General features: G+C 39.3%; 14 protein-coding genes. 3 read left to right on the top strand and 11 right to left on the bottom strand.

Translation table 11 applies throughout. The features are described from left to right. Positions 1-79: 79 nt before the first annotated feature. The 5 genes from B3209_RS07810 to B3209_RS07790 all read right to left on the bottom strand — a co-directional run bounded on the left by B3209_RS07810 (position 80) and on the right by B3209_RS07790 (position 6,091). Complete coding sequence (locus B3209_RS07810) at positions 80-1,927, bottom strand: alpha-amylase family glycosyl hydrolase (RefSeq protein WP_296662366.1); 1,848 nt, start codon at positions 1,925-1,927, stop codon at positions 80-82. 56 nt (positions 1,928-1,983) lie between these two features. Beyond that, complete coding sequence (locus tag B3209_RS07805; protein WP_296662363.1) at positions 1,984-2,658, bottom strand: metallophosphoesterase family protein; 675 nt, start codon at positions 2,656-2,658, stop codon at positions 1,984-1,986. A gap of 25 nt (positions 2,659-2,683) precedes the next feature. Then, a complete protein-coding gene (gene hisC, locus B3209_RS07800; RefSeq protein ID WP_296662361.1) occupies positions 2,684-3,808 on the bottom strand; it encodes a histidinol-phosphate transaminase in 1,125 nt (374 codons plus the stop codon). Between the two features lie 75 nt (positions 3,809-3,883). Beyond that, on the bottom strand, positions 3,884-5,116 hold the full coding sequence (locus B3209_RS07795; protein ID WP_296662360.1) for an LL-diaminopimelate aminotransferase: 1,233 nt from the start codon (positions 5,114-5,116) through the stop codon (positions 3,884-3,886). Positions 5,117-5,389: 273 nt separating this feature from the next. Beyond that, the gene (locus B3209_RS07790; RefSeq protein WP_296663473.1) at positions 5,390-6,091 is read right to left on the bottom strand and encodes a DUF2259 domain-containing protein; all 702 of its coding nucleotides are present in this window, start codon (positions 6,089-6,091) and stop codon (positions 5,390-5,392) included. 206 nt (positions 6,092-6,297) lie between these two features. On the opposite strand from B3209_RS07790, the gene B3209_RS07785 reads away from it, so the two are divergent. Beyond that, complete coding sequence (locus B3209_RS07785; RefSeq protein ID WP_296690346.1) at positions 6,298-7,077, top strand: hypothetical protein; 780 nt, start codon at positions 6,298-6,300, stop codon at positions 7,075-7,077. Here the strand turns inward: B3209_RS07785 and B3209_RS07780 are convergent. Beyond that, positions 7,074-7,724 carry a diacylglycerol/polyprenol kinase family protein gene (locus B3209_RS07780; protein ID WP_296663466.1) on the bottom strand — a complete coding sequence of 217 codons (651 nt, stop codon included), beginning with the start codon at positions 7,722-7,724 and terminating at the stop codon, positions 7,074-7,076. The genes B3209_RS07785 and B3209_RS07780 overlap by 4 nt on opposite strands. Before the next feature lie 2 nt (positions 7,725-7,726). Beyond that, positions 7,727-11,071: a periplasmic flagellar collar protein FlcA gene (gene flcA / locus B3209_RS07775; protein WP_296663464.1), complete on the bottom strand. Its 3,345-nt coding sequence runs from the start codon at positions 11,069-11,071 to the stop codon at positions 7,727-7,729. 156 nt (positions 11,072-11,227) lie between these two features. Here flcA and B3209_RS07770 point away from each other — a divergent pair, with 156 nt between their 5' ends. Then, positions 11,228-11,959 carry a glycogen-binding domain-containing protein gene (locus B3209_RS07770; protein WP_296663462.1) on the top strand — a complete coding sequence of 244 codons (732 nt, stop codon included), beginning with the start codon at positions 11,228-11,230 and terminating at the stop codon, positions 11,957-11,959. On the opposite strand, the gene ffh is transcribed toward B3209_RS07770, so the two are convergent. From ffh to ndk, 3 genes are all read right to left on the bottom strand, one after another. Beyond that, on the bottom strand, positions 11,956-13,350 hold the full coding sequence (gene ffh, locus B3209_RS07765) for a signal recognition particle protein (protein WP_296663459.1): 1,395 nt from the start codon (positions 13,348-13,350) through the stop codon (positions 11,956-11,958). The genes B3209_RS07770 and ffh overlap by 4 nt on opposite strands. A gap of 25 nt (positions 13,351-13,375) precedes the next feature. After that, positions 13,376-14,431 (bottom strand): NAD(P)H-dependent glycerol-3-phosphate dehydrogenase, encoded by a 1,056-nt coding sequence (locus B3209_RS07760; RefSeq protein WP_296663455.1) that lies wholly within the window; start codon positions 14,429-14,431, stop codon positions 13,376-13,378. A gap of 180 nt (positions 14,432-14,611) precedes the next feature. Beyond that, the gene (ndk, locus tag B3209_RS07755; protein WP_296663452.1) at positions 14,612-15,058 is read right to left on the bottom strand and encodes a nucleoside-diphosphate kinase; all 447 of its coding nucleotides are present in this window, start codon (positions 15,056-15,058) and stop codon (positions 14,612-14,614) included. 80 nt (positions 15,059-15,138) lie between these two features. Between ndk and B3209_RS07750 the strand changes: the two genes are divergently transcribed. After that, entirely contained in the window at positions 15,139-15,777 is a 639-nt protein-coding gene (locus B3209_RS07750) for a hypothetical protein (RefSeq protein WP_296663450.1), read from the top strand. On the opposite strand, the gene fabZ is transcribed toward B3209_RS07750, so the two are convergent. Beyond that, a complete protein-coding gene (gene fabZ, locus B3209_RS07745) occupies positions 15,774-16,205 on the bottom strand; it encodes a 3-hydroxyacyl-ACP dehydratase FabZ (protein ID WP_296663447.1) in 432 nt (143 codons plus the stop codon). The two genes, B3209_RS07750 and fabZ, sit on opposite strands and share 4 nt — an antisense overlap. Positions 16,206-16,208 lie beyond the last annotated feature (3 nt).

Genomic DNA, 16,208 nt, shown 5'->3' with positions numbered 1-16,208 from the left:
CAAGCACGGCAATGACACTTAAATTACTGTTCTTATCAAAACTCGACATTCGACCTGATATTTTGAGTCTGACAGATTATCAATCAAGTTTCTTTAAAATCACAAAACTTTTTGCATCCACAGTGTCTGGAACAAAATTTTTTTGCTCCGGTTTTCCGCTTAAAACTTCTATGGAATTTGCAAATCCGGCTGAATCAATTTTTGCAGAAGAATTTGTAGCGTTAAAATATATGCAGAAGTTTCCGGCAGTGTATTTTGTAAGTCCCGGGGAAATTGTCTTTGCCAAGCAATCAGTTTTTGAGCCAAACGAGTCAGGGTTTTTCCTGCGGAATGCAATAAGTCCTTTGTATGCGTTAAAGACATCAGAATAACGCGTTTTAAATTTCAAGCTGATTTGATTTATTTCATCGCTTGAATTGTAGCTATTTTCATTTCCTTGCTTTGTGCGAAGAAATTCTTGACCGCCGTTTATAAAAGGTGTTCCCTGTGCAAGAATAATATACGCCGCCGCAAGAATGTCCTGCCTTTTAACTTTTTCAAGCCCAACGTTTCCGATTGCTTCAAAGAGATTTCCTGAATATGAAGTTTCTTCAAGGTACGAAATTGCAAGCTTATCAAACAAAGTGTAATTGTCGTGGCATTCAACATAGTGAATTGAAAGGCTTGGAATTCCGCTTGGATTTCTGTTGTTCTTTCCAGTCGCGCCAAGAAGTCCTTTTTCAATTTCTGAATCGCAAAAAATTCCCTGAACATGACCTTTTGCAAATCCGCCGAATTCGCTTCCTTTTATTGCGTCTCTAAAATCATCATTGAATGCGCCGACTCCGCAATTTTTTCCGCAAGCAACAGAAGCAGAGCATCCGTTTTTTACAGCGCATTCTCCGCCAGTCCAAGGCTCTCCATAAACCATTACGCACGGATCTATTTTTTTCAGCTCGTAAAAAATTTCCGACATAGTTTCCTGTTCCTGAACTCCCATAAGATCAAAGCGGAATCCGTTTATATGAAAATCTTTCATCCAATGCTTGAGAGAATCAATAACATATTTTTTTACCATTTTATGATTTGTGGCAATTTCGTTTCCGCAGCCTGAACCGTTGGAATATCCACCTTCAGAATTAAGCCTGTAAAAATATTTAGGAACAGTCATGTCATAAAGCGAATTGTTTTCAGTGCCGTCAGTGTGATTGTAAACAACGTCCATTATCACAGCGATTCCCGCATCATGGAACGACTTTACCATTTGCTGCATTTCTTTTACAGCCTGAATTCCGTCAGTGTATTCTTGCGAAACATAGCGTCCTTCTGGCACATTGTAATGAAAAGGATTGTAACCCCAGTTGTATGAAAGGTCTGAATTTTTTTGCGCATAGTCGAACATCGGAAGAATCTGAACATGAGTTACGCCAAGCTCTTTTAAATGCGAAATTATTTTTGGGTCGGCAGCTTCAAGAAATTTTCCAGTTGAAGTTAGATTTACAGCGCGGCTCCAGTCCCGGATGTGCATTTCGTAAATTACTGCTTTTGAATAATCAGTTTCTTTAAATGGATTTTTATATTCGGATTTTTCGATGACAGCGATTTGAGATGCAACAGAATCTGGAGAAGCGACAGTGTGCCAAATGTCAGCAACTTTGAAAATTTCTGCGCCAAAAGAAATTTCATACTGATAGTAAGAGCAGCCTTCATAAGAGCCGCTAAAAAACCAAACGCCTTTTTCCTTGCGTTCCATTTGCTTTGCGGCGCACAATTTTTTTGCAGCTGAATCTTTAAACAGCAAAAGCCGCACATTGCTGGCAGTCGGCGCCCAGCATTTAAAAGACGCAGAAGTTCCGTTCAAGGTTAAGCCAAGATCGTTTCCGTCATAATAAAAAGCGGAATCAATTGAAGGAGCTGAGTTTTCATTTGAATAATATTTTTTGTCCACACTGAAATTATATAGAAAACAAAACAAGTTTCAATGCGGATTTTCAAGCTGAAAATTTAAAGCGACTTCAATTCAGCAGAAAGAACTTTCCATTCGCCGTTTTCTTTTGCAACTTCAAGCCAGGCATATTTTCCTTCAAGAAGCGGACCTGGATTTATGACAGTTGTAGTTCCAACTTTGCAGATTCCTGCGCTTTCGTGGATGTGTCCTGTAATAACTGCAAGTGGTTTGTATTGCTCAATAAACTGCGTAAAAAGTTCGCTTCCAACATGAACGCCTCCTGAAATTTTATCGCAGTCTGTATTCTTTGGAGGATTGTGGCTTACCGCAATCAAGTTGTTCCATTCCTGCTCGCCTTGTTCCGTAATAATTTTAAAGTCCGCCATAAGCTCTTCTTCTGACTTTTCATTCGGAGTTGTGCCGGTAAACTTACTTCCGCCGCCGCTACCTGCAAACGCAAGACCTTCATACATAACAAGTTGCTTTTCTACGGAAATATCATGTTTTTCAGTTTCTTCAATAAAAGAAGGATTGTCGCAGTTTCCGATTACAGAAAAAATTGTATCGTGCTTGGAGCAAAGTTTTTCAAGAGCCGGAAGTCCAGTTTCCTCGTTGCCAAATTTTGCAAAGTCGCCTGCAAAAACAACTCCGTCAGCCTTTTTAAAAGTTTCATCCATTTTATCAAGAACTTCCAAATTTCCGTGCAAATCTGATATTACTAAAAATTTCATTTTAATGTCTCCGAACAATTTCAGTTTAAATTTCAGCAAGAACTTTTTTAAGTTTGTCCATCTGATTTTTTGTTCCAATCGTTATGCGCACAAAATCCTCGATGCCAGGCGTGTTAAAATGGCGGATAAGAATTCCCTCTTTTTTTACAGCTTCGTAAATTGAAGTTCCGCTCATTCCATCTTTTTTTGCAAAAATAAAATTTGTCTTGCTTTCAATCACAAACCAATTTTTTGAGCGCAAAAATTCAGTTAGAAGAATTCTTTCATTCACAATTTTTTTTGCATTTTCTTCATAATAAGAATAATTTTTACAAGCGGCTTTTCCTGCTGTCTGCGCAAGAAAATCAACTGGAAAATGATTGAATGAATTTTTTACTGTAAAAACTGAATTTATAAGTTCTGGATTCGCAACGGCAAAACCGAGCCTCATTCCTGCTAGCGAAAAACTTTTGCTGAACGTGCGCACAATAACAAGATTTTTGTAATCATTTAAAAGTGCAAGGCAGCTTTCCTCGCCAAAATCAGCATAAGCTTCGTCAACAACAAGGATTCGGTCTGAAGGAATTTTTTTCAAGAGCGATTCAATTTCCGCGCGCTTCAAGGCAATTCCTGTTGGAGCATTTGGATTAGCAAAAATTATTGAGCTGTTGTTTTTTTCAGACTCGAAAATCATTTTTTCTGTGTCCAAGCTCCAGTCATTTTTTAGCGGAATTTTATGCATCGGAATATTATAAAATCCGCAGTAAACGGGATAAAAACTATAAGTGAATTCAGGAAGAACAAGAGGACAGTTGCTGCCAAAAAATGTATAAAAAACAAACGAAAGAACTTCATCGCTTCCGTTTCCGCAGAAAATCATTTGCGGCGTTATTTTAAAACCAAGTTCCTTTTTTGCGTTTTGGGAATTGCAAAGAACTCCGCCTGTGGAATTCAGCATATCGGCAATTGCAGTTCTAAGTTCACCAGAATCCGGGTCTGGATAAAGTCCAAGTTTTTCACGATGGCAAGATGCGGCTTTTTTTATAGCTTTTGCAACGTTTTTGCTCGGCGGATAAGGATTTTCATTTGCGTTCAGCTTTATATAAATTCTGTCCTTTGGCTGCTCGCCCGGAACATAAGGATGAAGATTTTCTAATCGTTCAGATAGCATTTTTACCTCAAAAAAAATATGCGGATTCAAACATTTGCAAAACCTGCCGCGTAAAAAAGCAGCAGATTTTTTTAGCTACATTTTAAATGACTTTAGTCTTTCGCAAGCTTCTTGAATATTTTCACGGTGTCCGAATGAACTGAAGCGGATAAAACTTTCACCGCTCGGTCCGAATCCTGCGCCTGGAGTTACAACTACATTGCACTGGCTAAGAATCTGATCGAACACGTCCCAGCTTTTCTTTCCGGGAAATTTTGCCCAGACATAAGGAGCGTTTCCGCCAGAATAAACTTCAACACCCATCGATTTGAAATTTTCACTTTCCAAAGCGGAGCGAATCAATGCTGCGTTTTCAAGATAATAGCTTATTGTTTCCTGCATTTCTTTTAGACCAGTTTCATCCAAGGCGGCAAATCCTCCAGCCTGCGCAATATTACTTGCTCCGTTGAATGCAGTGTTTGTTATGCGCGCCCAAGCGTCTGCAATTTTTGAACCGTCATCAAATTTTAAATTTTCTGGAACTACGCACCATCCAAGGCGGACTCCAGTGAATCCGGCTGGCTTTGAAAATGACTGCATTTCAATTGCACAGTCCTTTGCGCCTTCGATTTCATAAATTGACTTCGGAAGATTTTTATCACGGATAAACGCTGAATACGCCGCATCAAAAAGAACAACGCATCCATTTGCTTTTGCAAACTTCACAAGCTCGGAAAGATTTTCTTTTGTTGCAACCGCGCCAGTAGGATTGTTCGGCGAGCATATATAAATCAGGCTGTCTTTTTTTACAACCGACAAGTCCGGGAAAAATCCATTTTCAGGAAGACACGGCATATAAGTTATGTCCTTGAACCCGTTTTCTGTAACAGGTTCTTTTCCGCCAGCTCCAGCCATTACAGTTCCGTCAACATAAACTGGATAAGAAGGGTCTTGAACCGCAACATTCACATCCGCGCCAAACATTGCCTGAAGCCGTCCAAGATCACACTTTGCTCCGTCCGAAACAAAAATTTCAGCTGGCTTTATTTCGCCGCCATAAATTGCCTGTGAAATACGCTCACGAAGTTTAGGCATTCCCGCGCTGTCATCCTGATAGCCTTCGTAGCCTTCTTTTGTGCCAAGAGCTTCCACAAAATTTTTCATTCCTTCAACAATGTGAGGAGCAAGCGGCTCTGTTGTGTTGCCAATTCCAAGACTGATTATTTTTGCTTCTGGATGCTGAGTCTGAAATGCCTTGCGTCTTTTTGCAATTTCCGGAAAAAGATAGCCTTTTGCAAGATTTGTGTAATTTTTGTTTCTCTTTATCACTTTGATTTCCTCTGTTCAATTTTTGAAAAGTTTAGCATTTTTGCAAGTTTGCTACAATGAAAAAAAACGACCTTCTGAAAAAACAGAAGGCCAAAAATGAAGGAGGTTTATATAGCCCAAACTTCGAGTTTTATGATTTAATGTCATTGTCGGGCTTGACCCGATAATCTATTGTACTTTTTTTTGCAAGATTGCCGTGTCAAGCACGGCAATGACACTTAAATTACTGTTCTTATCAAAACTCGACATTCGGACTATATAATTTAAGGAAAATTATTTTATGCGGTAAGTTTCAACCATGTATCTGATTGAAGTTCCTGTGTCATCTTCGAGAGTTTTCTTTACAACAAACACAAGGCTCTTTCCAGATTTGTCTGCAAAAATTCTTTCTATTTGATATGCTGTAATTCCCTTGCGCTCAAAATCAGGAGTTCCGACAGCAAAAGAAGAAACTGTATTTCCAGAAGAATCTTTTTTCAGAACTTCGATAAAAAACTTTGACCGACAATTTTTTCCGTTTCCATTAAAAGACGGAACAAGGCGCACGTGATAAAGAATTCCAGAGGCATCAGATATTCCTTCAAAATCTTTGAATACAATTTCTTCTGTAGGAGATTTTGTTTCTGACTCGCGCAAATATAAAAGTGTTCCGACTCCGGCTGGCTTTGCATTGTATTTTGAAATTTTCCAGTTGCATTTTGCCTTTAAATTTTCATAGGCCGTTTTTCCTGAAATATCCAATGAAGAATCTCTTGACTTAAAAACTTCGCCTTTTACAAAATCATTCGCGGCGACATCAACTGTATAAACTTCTGCCCAAGGCTCGTAAGTTTTATCTGTTTTTCCGTACTGACCAAAAAGATAATATTTTCCGTCTTCAGAAAAACCTATATCGTCAAAAGAAGCGGCGTCTCCTGCAAATGAAGTGCACACAACAAAAAAAACAGAAAATGCGCAAACTAAAATCTTTTTCATTTTATTCCTCCCGGAAAAAACTTCAACAAAAAAAATGCTGAAAGTTCCCACAAGTAAATTTTCGGCAAGCAAAAATAAATCTTTAGAAAAGAATTCCGCGGAAAAGCAAAACAAGTTCCCTTGATAAAAAGAAACCGCTGGAGTATTCTTTAGACATGACTTTAAAAAACAAGAATAGAATTTTTCTTTTTCTATTTATATTCAGCGTGATAATTTTTTTGTTCAATATTACAGTTCTTTGCATTGCGGCGGCGGCAAAATCAATAGTTCCACCAATAAATCCGATGCGGCCGTTTGTTCTTATTCCAAAAGGCGGATTATGCCCGTACAATTTTAATTCATCGCTGGCGGCAATAATTGCATTCAGCCTTTCAGCTCCAGCACTTTCAATTGCAATCTTCAAAGGTTTTGAAAAAACGCCTTCGCTTGAAATTTTATTTTTCTCAGGATTCATAATCAGCTGCGTTACAGAAAGCGCGAGAATTCTTTTGCCGCTTTTTGGATTCTGGAAAACAAATTCACTTTTTTTAATTTACATTGGACGTATTGTAGCAGCCGGAAGATTTCTTGCTCCGATGAGCCTTTTCTTTGCGGCAGTTTTTTCTTCCGCGGAAGAACTTCAAAATGCGGAACGGAACATTTTTATTTTGCTTGCTTCGACTTGCGCATTCGGATTTTTTTACCCTATGGACACAACAATAACAACTTCAACTTGCACAGTTCTTTGGGGCTTTAGAAAATTTTTTGCGGTCATAAGAGTTTTTATTGTTGTAGTAACAATTTTTTCAGTTCTGGCAGAAGCCTACACAAAAGGAATAAAAGAAATTTACATAAAGGCGCTCGGTGTTGTAGTTCTTGCGGCAGGATACGGACTTTTATGCAACACAGACTGCTGGCTTGAATTTTTCATTGCGATTATTCTTTATGTTTCAGGATGTTTTCTTTACTTAAAGACCGTTCACTATTTGGAAAATACTTGGAACTAACAAAGCAAATATTGAGCTAATCCGCCGAGCAAAACCGGAATAAAAAGATTGTCAAAATCCTTTAGCGGAAGAATTTCAATAAGCATTCCGGCTCCTGCAACTATGAGCGAAACTCTTGTTATATCCGCCTGCCCCTGAAGCATAAAAAAGCAAGCCAAGTAGCAAGAAATAAAAATCGCGGTAAAGCAAGTAAGGCTTCCTGCAACGGTTTTTCCTTCTGTAAATGGAATCTGAACTCTTCCAAAAAGTTTTCCAGCAAGACTTGCAAGACCGTCTCCAAAGGCGAGAGCGTAAATTCCAATTGCAGCAGGAAGTTTTTCCCATAGAATTGCGCTTGAAATAATTCCCAAAACCAGCGTTACAGGACCTAGAACAAATTTATTTTCATCGCGTTTTCTAGCGGCGGCTTCGGTTACGGCAGAAATCAAAAAAACTTCTTTTCCATTCAGGCGCAAAATTTCCGCAGCAGAATAAAAAACAACCAGCACCAAAAGACAAGCAATTGTCGGCTTATATGCAATCCAAAGAAAACATGGAACAAACGCACTGCACAGATGAATCGACTTTCTGAAAAGCTCTTTTAAAATTCCAATTATTTTCTGGCGAGAAATTATTCCGCTGTATTTTTTTGAGAAAAGAACCATCATAACTACTCCAGTCCTTCCTCTCCATTTAAAAGCCGCGGAATTTCAGTATAGATTTCAGGCTCGTATCCAGAAACAGGGCGCGTTATATATTTTATGTTTTGCTCAGCAAGATTTGAACCGTCAAGCCTTATCATCGTTGTCTGATTTCTTGTCATTGCGTCCCAAGCTCTAAGACTTTCCTGCAAACAAACAATCGATTTTGCATTCAACGAACTATTTCCTGTTGCCGATGCAATCCTTGAAAGCGTAACTCCAAGATTGTTAGAAGCCTTCATGTAAGTGTCAACAATATCAGCATGGTCATCGCGAATCTGCGGAAGCACAACTCCGTATTTTTCACGTTCAACGTCAAGAATAGAAAGAAGCCTTTCGTAATATCCGCGCGCAATGTAATTGTCTCCGCTCAAATTCAAAGTGTTCGCAAGGGCAAGTAAAAGATGAGTGTCGTTTTCATTCGTGTCCTGACTTTTTATAAACGAACCCAAAGCAGCAGGATAGTTTCTATTTTGGTACTGAATATATCCAATTCTGTAGCGAACAGAAGAAGTGTCGTGCTTGTTGTTCACCGCGTTCTGATAATTTTTTAAGGCAGCAGCATTGTCCCCGGAAATAAAATAATCCAAATCCGCTAGGTCAGAATACAAGGTTCCAACATTTTCATCGCTTTCAAATCCGCTGGAATCCCGCTCACGCTCAAAAATTTCAATTCCCTTTCCGTACAATTCTTCTGCAGTAAGATATTCACGCTGATTACGCATTTCTTCGCCCAACAGCCTGACTGCGTTTATATACTTATAAGTATCCTTGCGGTTTCTCTTTGGCTGATTTTCAAAAGAATTTATAGAAGCCTCAAGAAGTTTTGCCGCATTGCGTCCGCTTTTAGTTTCAACAAAATAACGGCCCATATTGTAAAGCGCAACAGAATTTTCCGGTGCAGATTTCAACGCAGTTTCCAAAAGTTTTCTGACATCTTCTATAGAGAATCTTAAATTTTCTTCTGATGGTCGAAGTTTTCCATAACGCTTGTCGAGCATATATCCGCTGAGTTCAATCAAGTCCTTTGAAGAAATGACATTTTTCTTACCCATCAGAATACTTTTGTACATAAGAACTTGGCGCAAATTATCTGTACGTATAAAATATCTCATCTGGCGCGAAAGATAAAGATCGTTAACTCCGTAAAGCTGAGTAAGCAAATCGTACTGCTCTTTTGCCAAAGGAAATTTTTCAGCATTTCTGTCCGAAGCCCATTCAAGATACAAGTCGCCCAAAGCAAGCAAAGCGTCTGAATCATTTATGTGATAATCAAGAACTTCGCGCTTTAAAATCCGCTCGCCTTCATCATAGTTGTACAAGTCTGAAGTTTCCATGTCCGCCCATTCAAGCCCGGCTTTTTTGTCATGATCGTAACGCTGAAGAATTGCGCGGTACATCATTCTGGAACGATCGTACTGCCTGTGATTTCTGTAGCCTTGGGCAAAACGGAAAAACCATTTTTTTACAGGTTTATATGTTAAAGCCTGATTAAATTTTTTTTCAGACTGCGGATACTGATTGTCCTGCAAAAGCGCATATCCTTGCTTGTAAAGACTGCTAGCTCTTGCCGGCTTATAAATAAAATTGTTTGTAAGCGTAAAAATACAGAAAACAAGAATCGCAGCGGCAGTTGTAAAAATCGCGCTAGGAATTATTCTGTTTTTCAGCTGATACTCAATTGATTTTTTGTAGGCTTCATATTCAGCGGCAGAACGGCGTTCAAAATCCCGCGGAACATCAAGTGAAATATCAAGAAGCTTCTCCAGTTCAGAGGCAACTTGCCGGGCGGGAGCTTTTCTTAAAACTTTTTCAAGAACTGAAAAAATCGCGTCGTCTGTAAATTCATTTTTTACAACAAAATCTTCAAGCGCAATTCTTACATTCAGCGGATAAGTCGCAAGGTTTTTCTGAAATCTTTTGTATTCCGCATCCGTAAAAGTGTTCTTTGGCTTTTCAGTTTCTTTGGCTTCCGCGGCATTGGAAAAATCAGCAGTCGCAACATCAGGTTTTTTGGTAAGATCGGCAGTCGCAATGTCAGAAAATCCCGGAATATGGAATTCGTCATCTCCGTCAGAATCAAGTCCGCCAAGTTCAAATCCGCTGTCTTCCTGATTTGAAAAGTCAAGATCGTTTATATCGCTTGTGTCAAAAGTTTCAACAGGTTCATCTTCCGGAACATCCATTTCTGGAGAAAAAAGCTCACCGTCAGTTGCGGCTGGAGCGGAATCATTTTGCTCTGTTTGTTTTTCTTCATTTTTTGGCTGATTGAAATTCGGAACAGAAACTTCTTCATTAAAATCAGGCAAGGAATCTGAATTGTCTGACGGCATATCAAAATCCGGCAAATCAATATCAGAAAAATCGTCGGCTTTAGTTTCCGCATTTTCCGTAGGAGGCTCTGAAATATTTTCTTGTGGCGCATCAAAAGTTTCTGATTTTGGCTCATAAGAATTTTCGCCGTTCAAGCCGTCAAGATTAAGAGAATCCAAGTCAAATGAATTTTCATCTGCAGAATTTTCAGGCGAAGTTTTTTCTGCGTTTTCCGATTTATTTTCCGCGGAAGAAAAATCCATTTCGCCAATTCCACTTAAAGAATCAGCAAGAGAATCTGTGTCAAGATCTGGCAAAACATTTTCCTGGCTCGAATCATTCTCAGAAGGCATATCAAAAAGAGACTCGTCAAAAGCAGTTCCGTCCGGCTCTGAAGCTGGAATAGAATTTTTTGAAGCAGAATCAGCATCAAAAGAGTCCGTGTTGAAAATATCAGGATTTACAGTTTCTTCACTGTCCTTGGATTTTTTTTCAGCATTGGAAACCTGCGGCTCGTCTTGTTCTTTAGGTTCTGGACTGGATGCAAGAAGAGACTCCAAATCCATGTCTTCAATTCCAATTTCTTCTGGCTCTGGTTCGGGCTCAGGCTCTTTTTCATCTTCAAATTCAGACAAATCAAGATCGGACAAATCCATGTCGCCAGCGGAAGGCAAAAGATTTGAAACATCAGGAACTTCTTCATCTTCGCTTGAAACAGGCTTTTGCTCAGAACTGGATTCAGAATCATCCTTGTCCATGAAGTCTGAAAAATCATTTGCTTCACGTTTGCGTTCTTCTGCGGCAGCGGCGGCTTGCGCCTGATCTTCTTCTGAAAGAGCTGGAAGTCCATTTATAAAATCTTCAGAATCATCTATATCTGCGACATCTTTGGGGATTTTTACTGTTACTGGTTTTTCTCCGCGGGCAGCCCGGATTTTAACTTCATCACCGAGATTCAATATATCCGAATTAAACTGCTGCAGCTGCTTTAGTCCTGGCATGGTTAAAAATTATACTCCTCAAAGCGACATGGTTTCAAGTCTAATATCGGCACACAAATCCGCCAAGTTTAGGAAATTGAAATCAAGACAAAAGCTCAAACTTTCAACAAAAAAATAGAATTCAACTTTAAAATAAAAAAATCCGAAAATACATATATGAAGAAAATACTTTGTGCTATTTTTTCAGTTTTTCTTTTTTTATCTTCTGCGGAACTTTTTTCTGCGGAATCAAAAGTCATGCTCACAGACGAAGAGCTTGATTACGCCGAACTTGTAAACACAATTCAAGATGCGGGCTCTCCATATCTCAAGGGCGACTATGCAATTTTCACATCAAAAAGCAACGCACGCCACATTGGAATCGCATTCGACTTTGAAGGATTCAAGACAATTCATTCATTCAAAATAAAAAAATTCATCGACATGGAATACAAAGAAGCCGGCTCTATTTATTTTTACATTTTGAAAGTTCCAAAAAATGTTCTTGAAATAAATTACAGGCTGATTATAGACGGACTTTGGACAGTTGATCCGCTCAATAATGAAACGGTTTTCAACAGAGAAACAAATCTTGTGCTTTCACATTTTAATGCGTCTCGTGAAATTCCGCAGGTAACTGAAAAAATCAGCGGCGGAAAAATACGCTTTGTCTACAAAGGAAAATCAGGGCAAAAAATCCGTGTGGGCGGAAACTTTACAAACTGGGACAGCTGGATTTATCAGATGAGCGAAGTTGCACCGGGAATTTATCAGTTTGAAATTCCGCTTCCACCTGGAAAATATGAATACGCCTTTTACACTGGAATAAATTCTTTTCCAGACTCAGGAAATCCTCAGAAATGCTACACTCCCGATGGAAAAACAGCATCTCTGATTGTCCTGGACTAGAACTTAAATCCGCCTGGCATATTAAATCCTTTCGGAAGATTTGGCATAGAACCGCCCATTCCCATAGCTCCCATTTGCTGCATAAGCTTTGCCTGCGCACCGCGGTTACGTGCAAGTTTTTTCATTGTAAGCTTTGTTTTTTCGAACTGCTTTATAAGCTTGTTAACTTCCTGAACACTTGTTCCGCTTCCCTTTGCAATTCTTTTGCGGCGTGTAGGACCAATAATTAAATGGTTCATTCTCTCTTTATATGTCATGCTTTGAATAATAGCTTTCTGATGCTTCATTCCAGCCTTGTTGATTTGCTCTTCGCTAATTTGTCCGGAAAGTCCAGGCATCATGTCAAGAAGCGATTTTATGCTTCCCATTTTTTCAACTTGCTCAAGCTGCTCAAGCATATCCTGCAACGTAAATTCATTGCGCTGCATTTTTTTCTGCATTTTAAGAGCAGCTTCCTGATCTACAGTTTCCTGGGCTTTTTCAACAAGCGAAACAACATCGCCCATTCCAAGAATTCTGCTTGCAATTCTATCTGGATGGAAAGGCTCAAAGTCTTCTGTTTTTTCGCCAGTGCCGATAAAGAGAATCGGTTTTTGTGTAATCGACTTTAACGAAAGAGCCGCACCGCCACGTGCATCAGAATCAAATTTTGTAAGAATAACGCCAGTCAGTCCAAGCTGCTCATCAAAGCTCTTTGCAATGTCAACTGCGTTCTGACCAGTCATTGAATCAGCGACAAGAACAGTTTCTACAGGGTTAAGCTTCTTTTTTATAGAAACAAGTTCCGCCATCATGTCTTCGTCAATCTGAAGGCGTCCTGCTGTATCCACAATTATTGTATCAAGTCCGTTTTTCTTTGCAAAATCAACCGAATGCTCAGCAATTTTTACAGCATCCTTTGAATCTTCTTTGTAAACAGGAACTCCGATTTTTTCACCAAGAACACAAAGCTGCTCTACCGCCGCCGGACGAATCAAATCGCAGGCAACAAGCAAAGGGCGTCTTCCATCTTTTTTAAGCCGAGCCGCAAGTTTATGTGCCGCTGTTGTTTTTCCTGCGCCCTGAAGACCAAGCAAAAGAATTACAGACTGAGTGTCAGGTCCTTTTAACGCAAGGTCAGTTTTTTTATCACCGAGCATAGCCGCAAGCTTGTCGTAAATAATTTTTACAAACTGCTGTCCCGGATCTACAGCCTTTAAAACTTTTTCACCTTTTGCTTCTTCAATTGTGCTGTTTACAAACCGGCGGACAACTCTCAAATTTACATCCGCTTCCAAAAGAGCCATTTTTATCTGCTCTACGGTTTCCTCTATGTTTTTTTCTGTAATTGAAGATTTTCCACTCAAAGTGCGGATTATTCCGCTGAAAGTTCCTGTTATTTTTTCAAGCATTTTTTACTCCGTTTTTGAAATATTGCTATCTGTTAAGCAAAAGTTCTTTAAGGCATTCTTCCGCATTTATTTCCTTATTAAGAACTTTGTACAAGGCATTGCAAATAGGAAGCTTAAGATTTTTCTGCTCCATGATTTTATGCACATATTTACAGGCAATCGCGCCTTCCGGCAAATATCCGACTTTCTTTACATTCGCAATCAAGTCATCAAGATTTTTAAACTGATCCAGCATTCCTGTCTTTATTAAGTCCTGCCCAAATCTTCTGTTGCGACCGTATTTTGATTTGCAAGTTACATCAAGGTCTCCGACTCCGCTGATTGAAGTGAACGTAGCTGCATGAGTTGCACCCATTGCAAAACCAAGCGTTTGAATTTCATTAAGTCCTGCCGCCATCAAAAGGCTTTCCGTGTTGTCTCCAAAAATAGGGCTGTTTTCAGCAAGAGCATCCATTGCGCCGTAAACAACAGCAATTACATTTTTAGCAGCCGCGCAAACCTGAACACCAATTGTATCAAAAGAAGCATAAGCCATGATTCCTTTTACACGCAAAAGATCCCGCATACGAACCGCATTTCTATGATGCTGACTTGCCGCAATGAGTCCGGTTATTTTTCCAAGAGCAACTTCCTCGGCGTGGCTAGGTCCCGCAATGTAAACAGTCGCATTTTTGTAGCATTCAGGAAGAGCTTCTTCCATTGTATTCAAAACAAATTCAGGATTTCCAGATTCAGAAGGAACAAAGCCTTTTGTCAGTGCGCCGATTATCGTAGAGCCATCTGCAATGTTAGGAACATCAGTAAATTTTTTTATTGTAGAAGCAAGATAAAGCGAAGGGCTTCCCATAATCAAAAACTGTTTTCCAGAAGCAACAGCCTTTATGTCAGAACTTGCAGTCATTGATGCTTCAAGCGCATATCCAGGAAGATACCTTTTGTTTTCATGCTGATTATTTATAGACTCAACAACATCTTCTTCCATTGCCCAAAGCTGAACTTTATGTCCGCCACGTGCAATCGCCGTTCCTAAAGCTGTTCCCCAGGCACCCGCTCCAATTATACCGACTTCAAAAATTTCCATATCAAATTCCCTGATAAAGCTGACTGAATTTTACTCTTCATCCTAATTTGCAGATAGCTCAATATTACTACAGAAAAAACAATTCCTCAATGCAAAAAAATCAACCCAAAATAAAAACAAAAAAGGCACTGCAATGCGACAAAATGCCTATGCAATGCCTTATAATTTTTATAGAAAAGATTAGTACCAAATTCCAGCCTGATCTTCCCAGTCAACAAGTTCTTCTTGCTTGAAAAACAATGCGATTTCTCTTTCTGCGCTTTCGTCGCTGTCTGAAGCATGAATTATATTATGAGAAGTATGGCAGCAGAAATCTCCACGGATAGTTCCCGGAGCCGCCTCTGCAGGATTTGTTGCGCCAGTAATTTTTCTAACCAAAGTAACACAGTCATCGCCCTGCCAAACCATTGCAACAACAGGACCGCTTGTTATGTAATCAAGAAGCGGATCATAAAAAGCTTTTCCCTTGTGCTCTGCATAATGCTGGGAAGCAAGATCCTGGCTTATGTTCATAAGTTTCAGCCCAATCAATTTAAGACCTTTTTTTTCAAGGCGGCTAACAACTTCACCTACGAGCCTGCGATTCAAAACACCAGGCTTTAACATTGTAAAACATCTTGTACTCATATTCTGATTTTAACAAAAATTTCCTTGTTTTTCAACGGGTAATAGACTTTCACAAAAACCTAATCTATACTAACAGTAGAATGACTATAGAAAAAAAGGAAATCATCGAGCTTCAAAAATCCGTAGAACGAAAAATCGAAGAGCTTCAGCTTTCTGCAAAACCAGACTCAGCCCAGATATTCGACTTGAATATGCTTGACTCAAATATATCGCTTTTTCTTCTTGCCGCGGAATTCAAAGACGATCCGGTTGAACTAAAGCCGAGCGACAAACTGATTATAGAAGCATTAAAAAAATTTAGAAGCAATTCCACAAAAGAAATCGACATTGAAACTTTCGCAAAAGAAGCTGCCGCCGCCGCAAACGAAATTTTGAGCCTCATAGATCAGTTTGAAGAACAGATTGAAGACTCTACGGAAAAAATTTTCTGCGCAAATATAAAAGTCCGCTTGGATTCCGCATATAGTTCAATCCAGCAAATCGCTTTTTTAAAAAATGAAGGAAAGAAAAATCTTAAGCTTTGGCAGACACAAGAAATTCCGCTATCTGTTTCAAATGCCGGAAAAATTCTTGGAAAAATCAAGTCCGAAAAAAAAGCCGCTGCTTCACGTGCAAATGGAAAAAAAGGCGGACGTCCTTCAAAAAATACCCAGCAAACAAAAAAAGCCGCTGCCAAAAAGACAACGGCTAAAAGAACAAAGTCAAATAAATCTGTTTAATTTGCAGAACCCACAAGGCACATCCATTCGGCTTCAGCGCAAAGAACATCGCCTACAAAAGCTTTGCCAGACTGCTTTACCATTTTTGGGCTTACACGCAAGTTTGTAACTTCCATTCTTACAGTGTCTCCCGGACGAACCTGATTGCGGAATTTTACTTTGTCAACTGTAGCAAGGAAAAACAAACTGCCTTCAGCGAAAGTTTTCTGCAAGCTCAATGCAGCTCCTCCTCCCTGCGCCATAGTTTCAATAAGAATTACACCAGGAACTACAGGATACTGCGGAAAATGTCCTTTAAAGAAAAAATCCTCATCTGTAAATTTTCTTGTGCAAACACAGCCTTTTTCATCGTAGCTTTCAATTGAATCCACAAACAAAAATGGTTTTCTGTGCGGAAGAAGGTTTTCTATATCAGTAAATCTTTCCATAAT

It is taken from the genome of Treponema sp. UBA6852 (assembly GCA_002449305.1).
In the GTDB taxonomy this organism is placed as follows: Bacteria; Spirochaetota; Spirochaetia; order Treponematales; family Treponemataceae; genus Treponema_D.
Note: the sequence above shows the minus strand (reverse complement) of the source record. Positions and strands in the feature narration are given on the sequence as shown.

Excerpts from the sequence above, each read along its gene's own strand:
- ndk (WP_296663452.1), bottom strand. The coding sequence starts at position 15,058 with ATGAGTACAAGATGTTTTACAATGTTAAAGCCTGGTGTTTTGAATCGC.
- flcA (WP_296663464.1), bottom strand. The coding sequence starts at position 11,071 with ATGCCAGGACTAAAGCAGCTGCAGCAGTTTAATTCGGATATATTGAAT.
- ffh (WP_296663459.1), bottom strand. The coding sequence starts at position 13,350 with ATGCTTGAAAAAATAACAGGAACTTTCAGCGGAATAATCCGCACTTTG.
- hisC (WP_296662361.1), bottom strand. The coding sequence starts at position 3,808 with ATGCTATCTGAACGATTAGAAAATCTTCATCCTTATGTTCCGGGCGAG.
- B3209_RS07790 (WP_296663473.1), bottom strand. The coding sequence starts at position 6,091 with ATGAAAAAGATTTTAGTTTGCGCATTTTCTGTTTTTTTTGTTGTGTGC.
- B3209_RS07750 (WP_296663450.1), top strand. The coding sequence starts at position 15,139 with ATGACTATAGAAAAAAAGGAAATCATCGAGCTTCAAAAATCCGTAGAA.
- B3209_RS07780 (WP_296663466.1), bottom strand. The coding sequence starts at position 7,724 with ATGATGGTTCTTTTCTCAAAAAAATACAGCGGAATAATTTCTCGCCAG.
- B3209_RS07770 (WP_296663462.1), top strand. The coding sequence starts at position 11,228 with ATGAAGAAAATACTTTGTGCTATTTTTTCAGTTTTTCTTTTTTTATCT.
- B3209_RS07760 (WP_296663455.1), bottom strand. The coding sequence starts at position 14,431 with ATGGAAATTTTTGAAGTCGGTATAATTGGAGCGGGTGCCTGGGGAACA.
- fabZ (WP_296663447.1), bottom strand. The coding sequence starts at position 16,205 with ATGGAAAGATTTACTGATATAGAAAACCTTCTTCCGCACAGAAAACCA.
- B3209_RS07805 (WP_296662363.1), bottom strand. The coding sequence starts at position 2,658 with ATGAAATTTTTAGTAATATCAGATTTGCACGGAAATTTGGAAGTTCTT.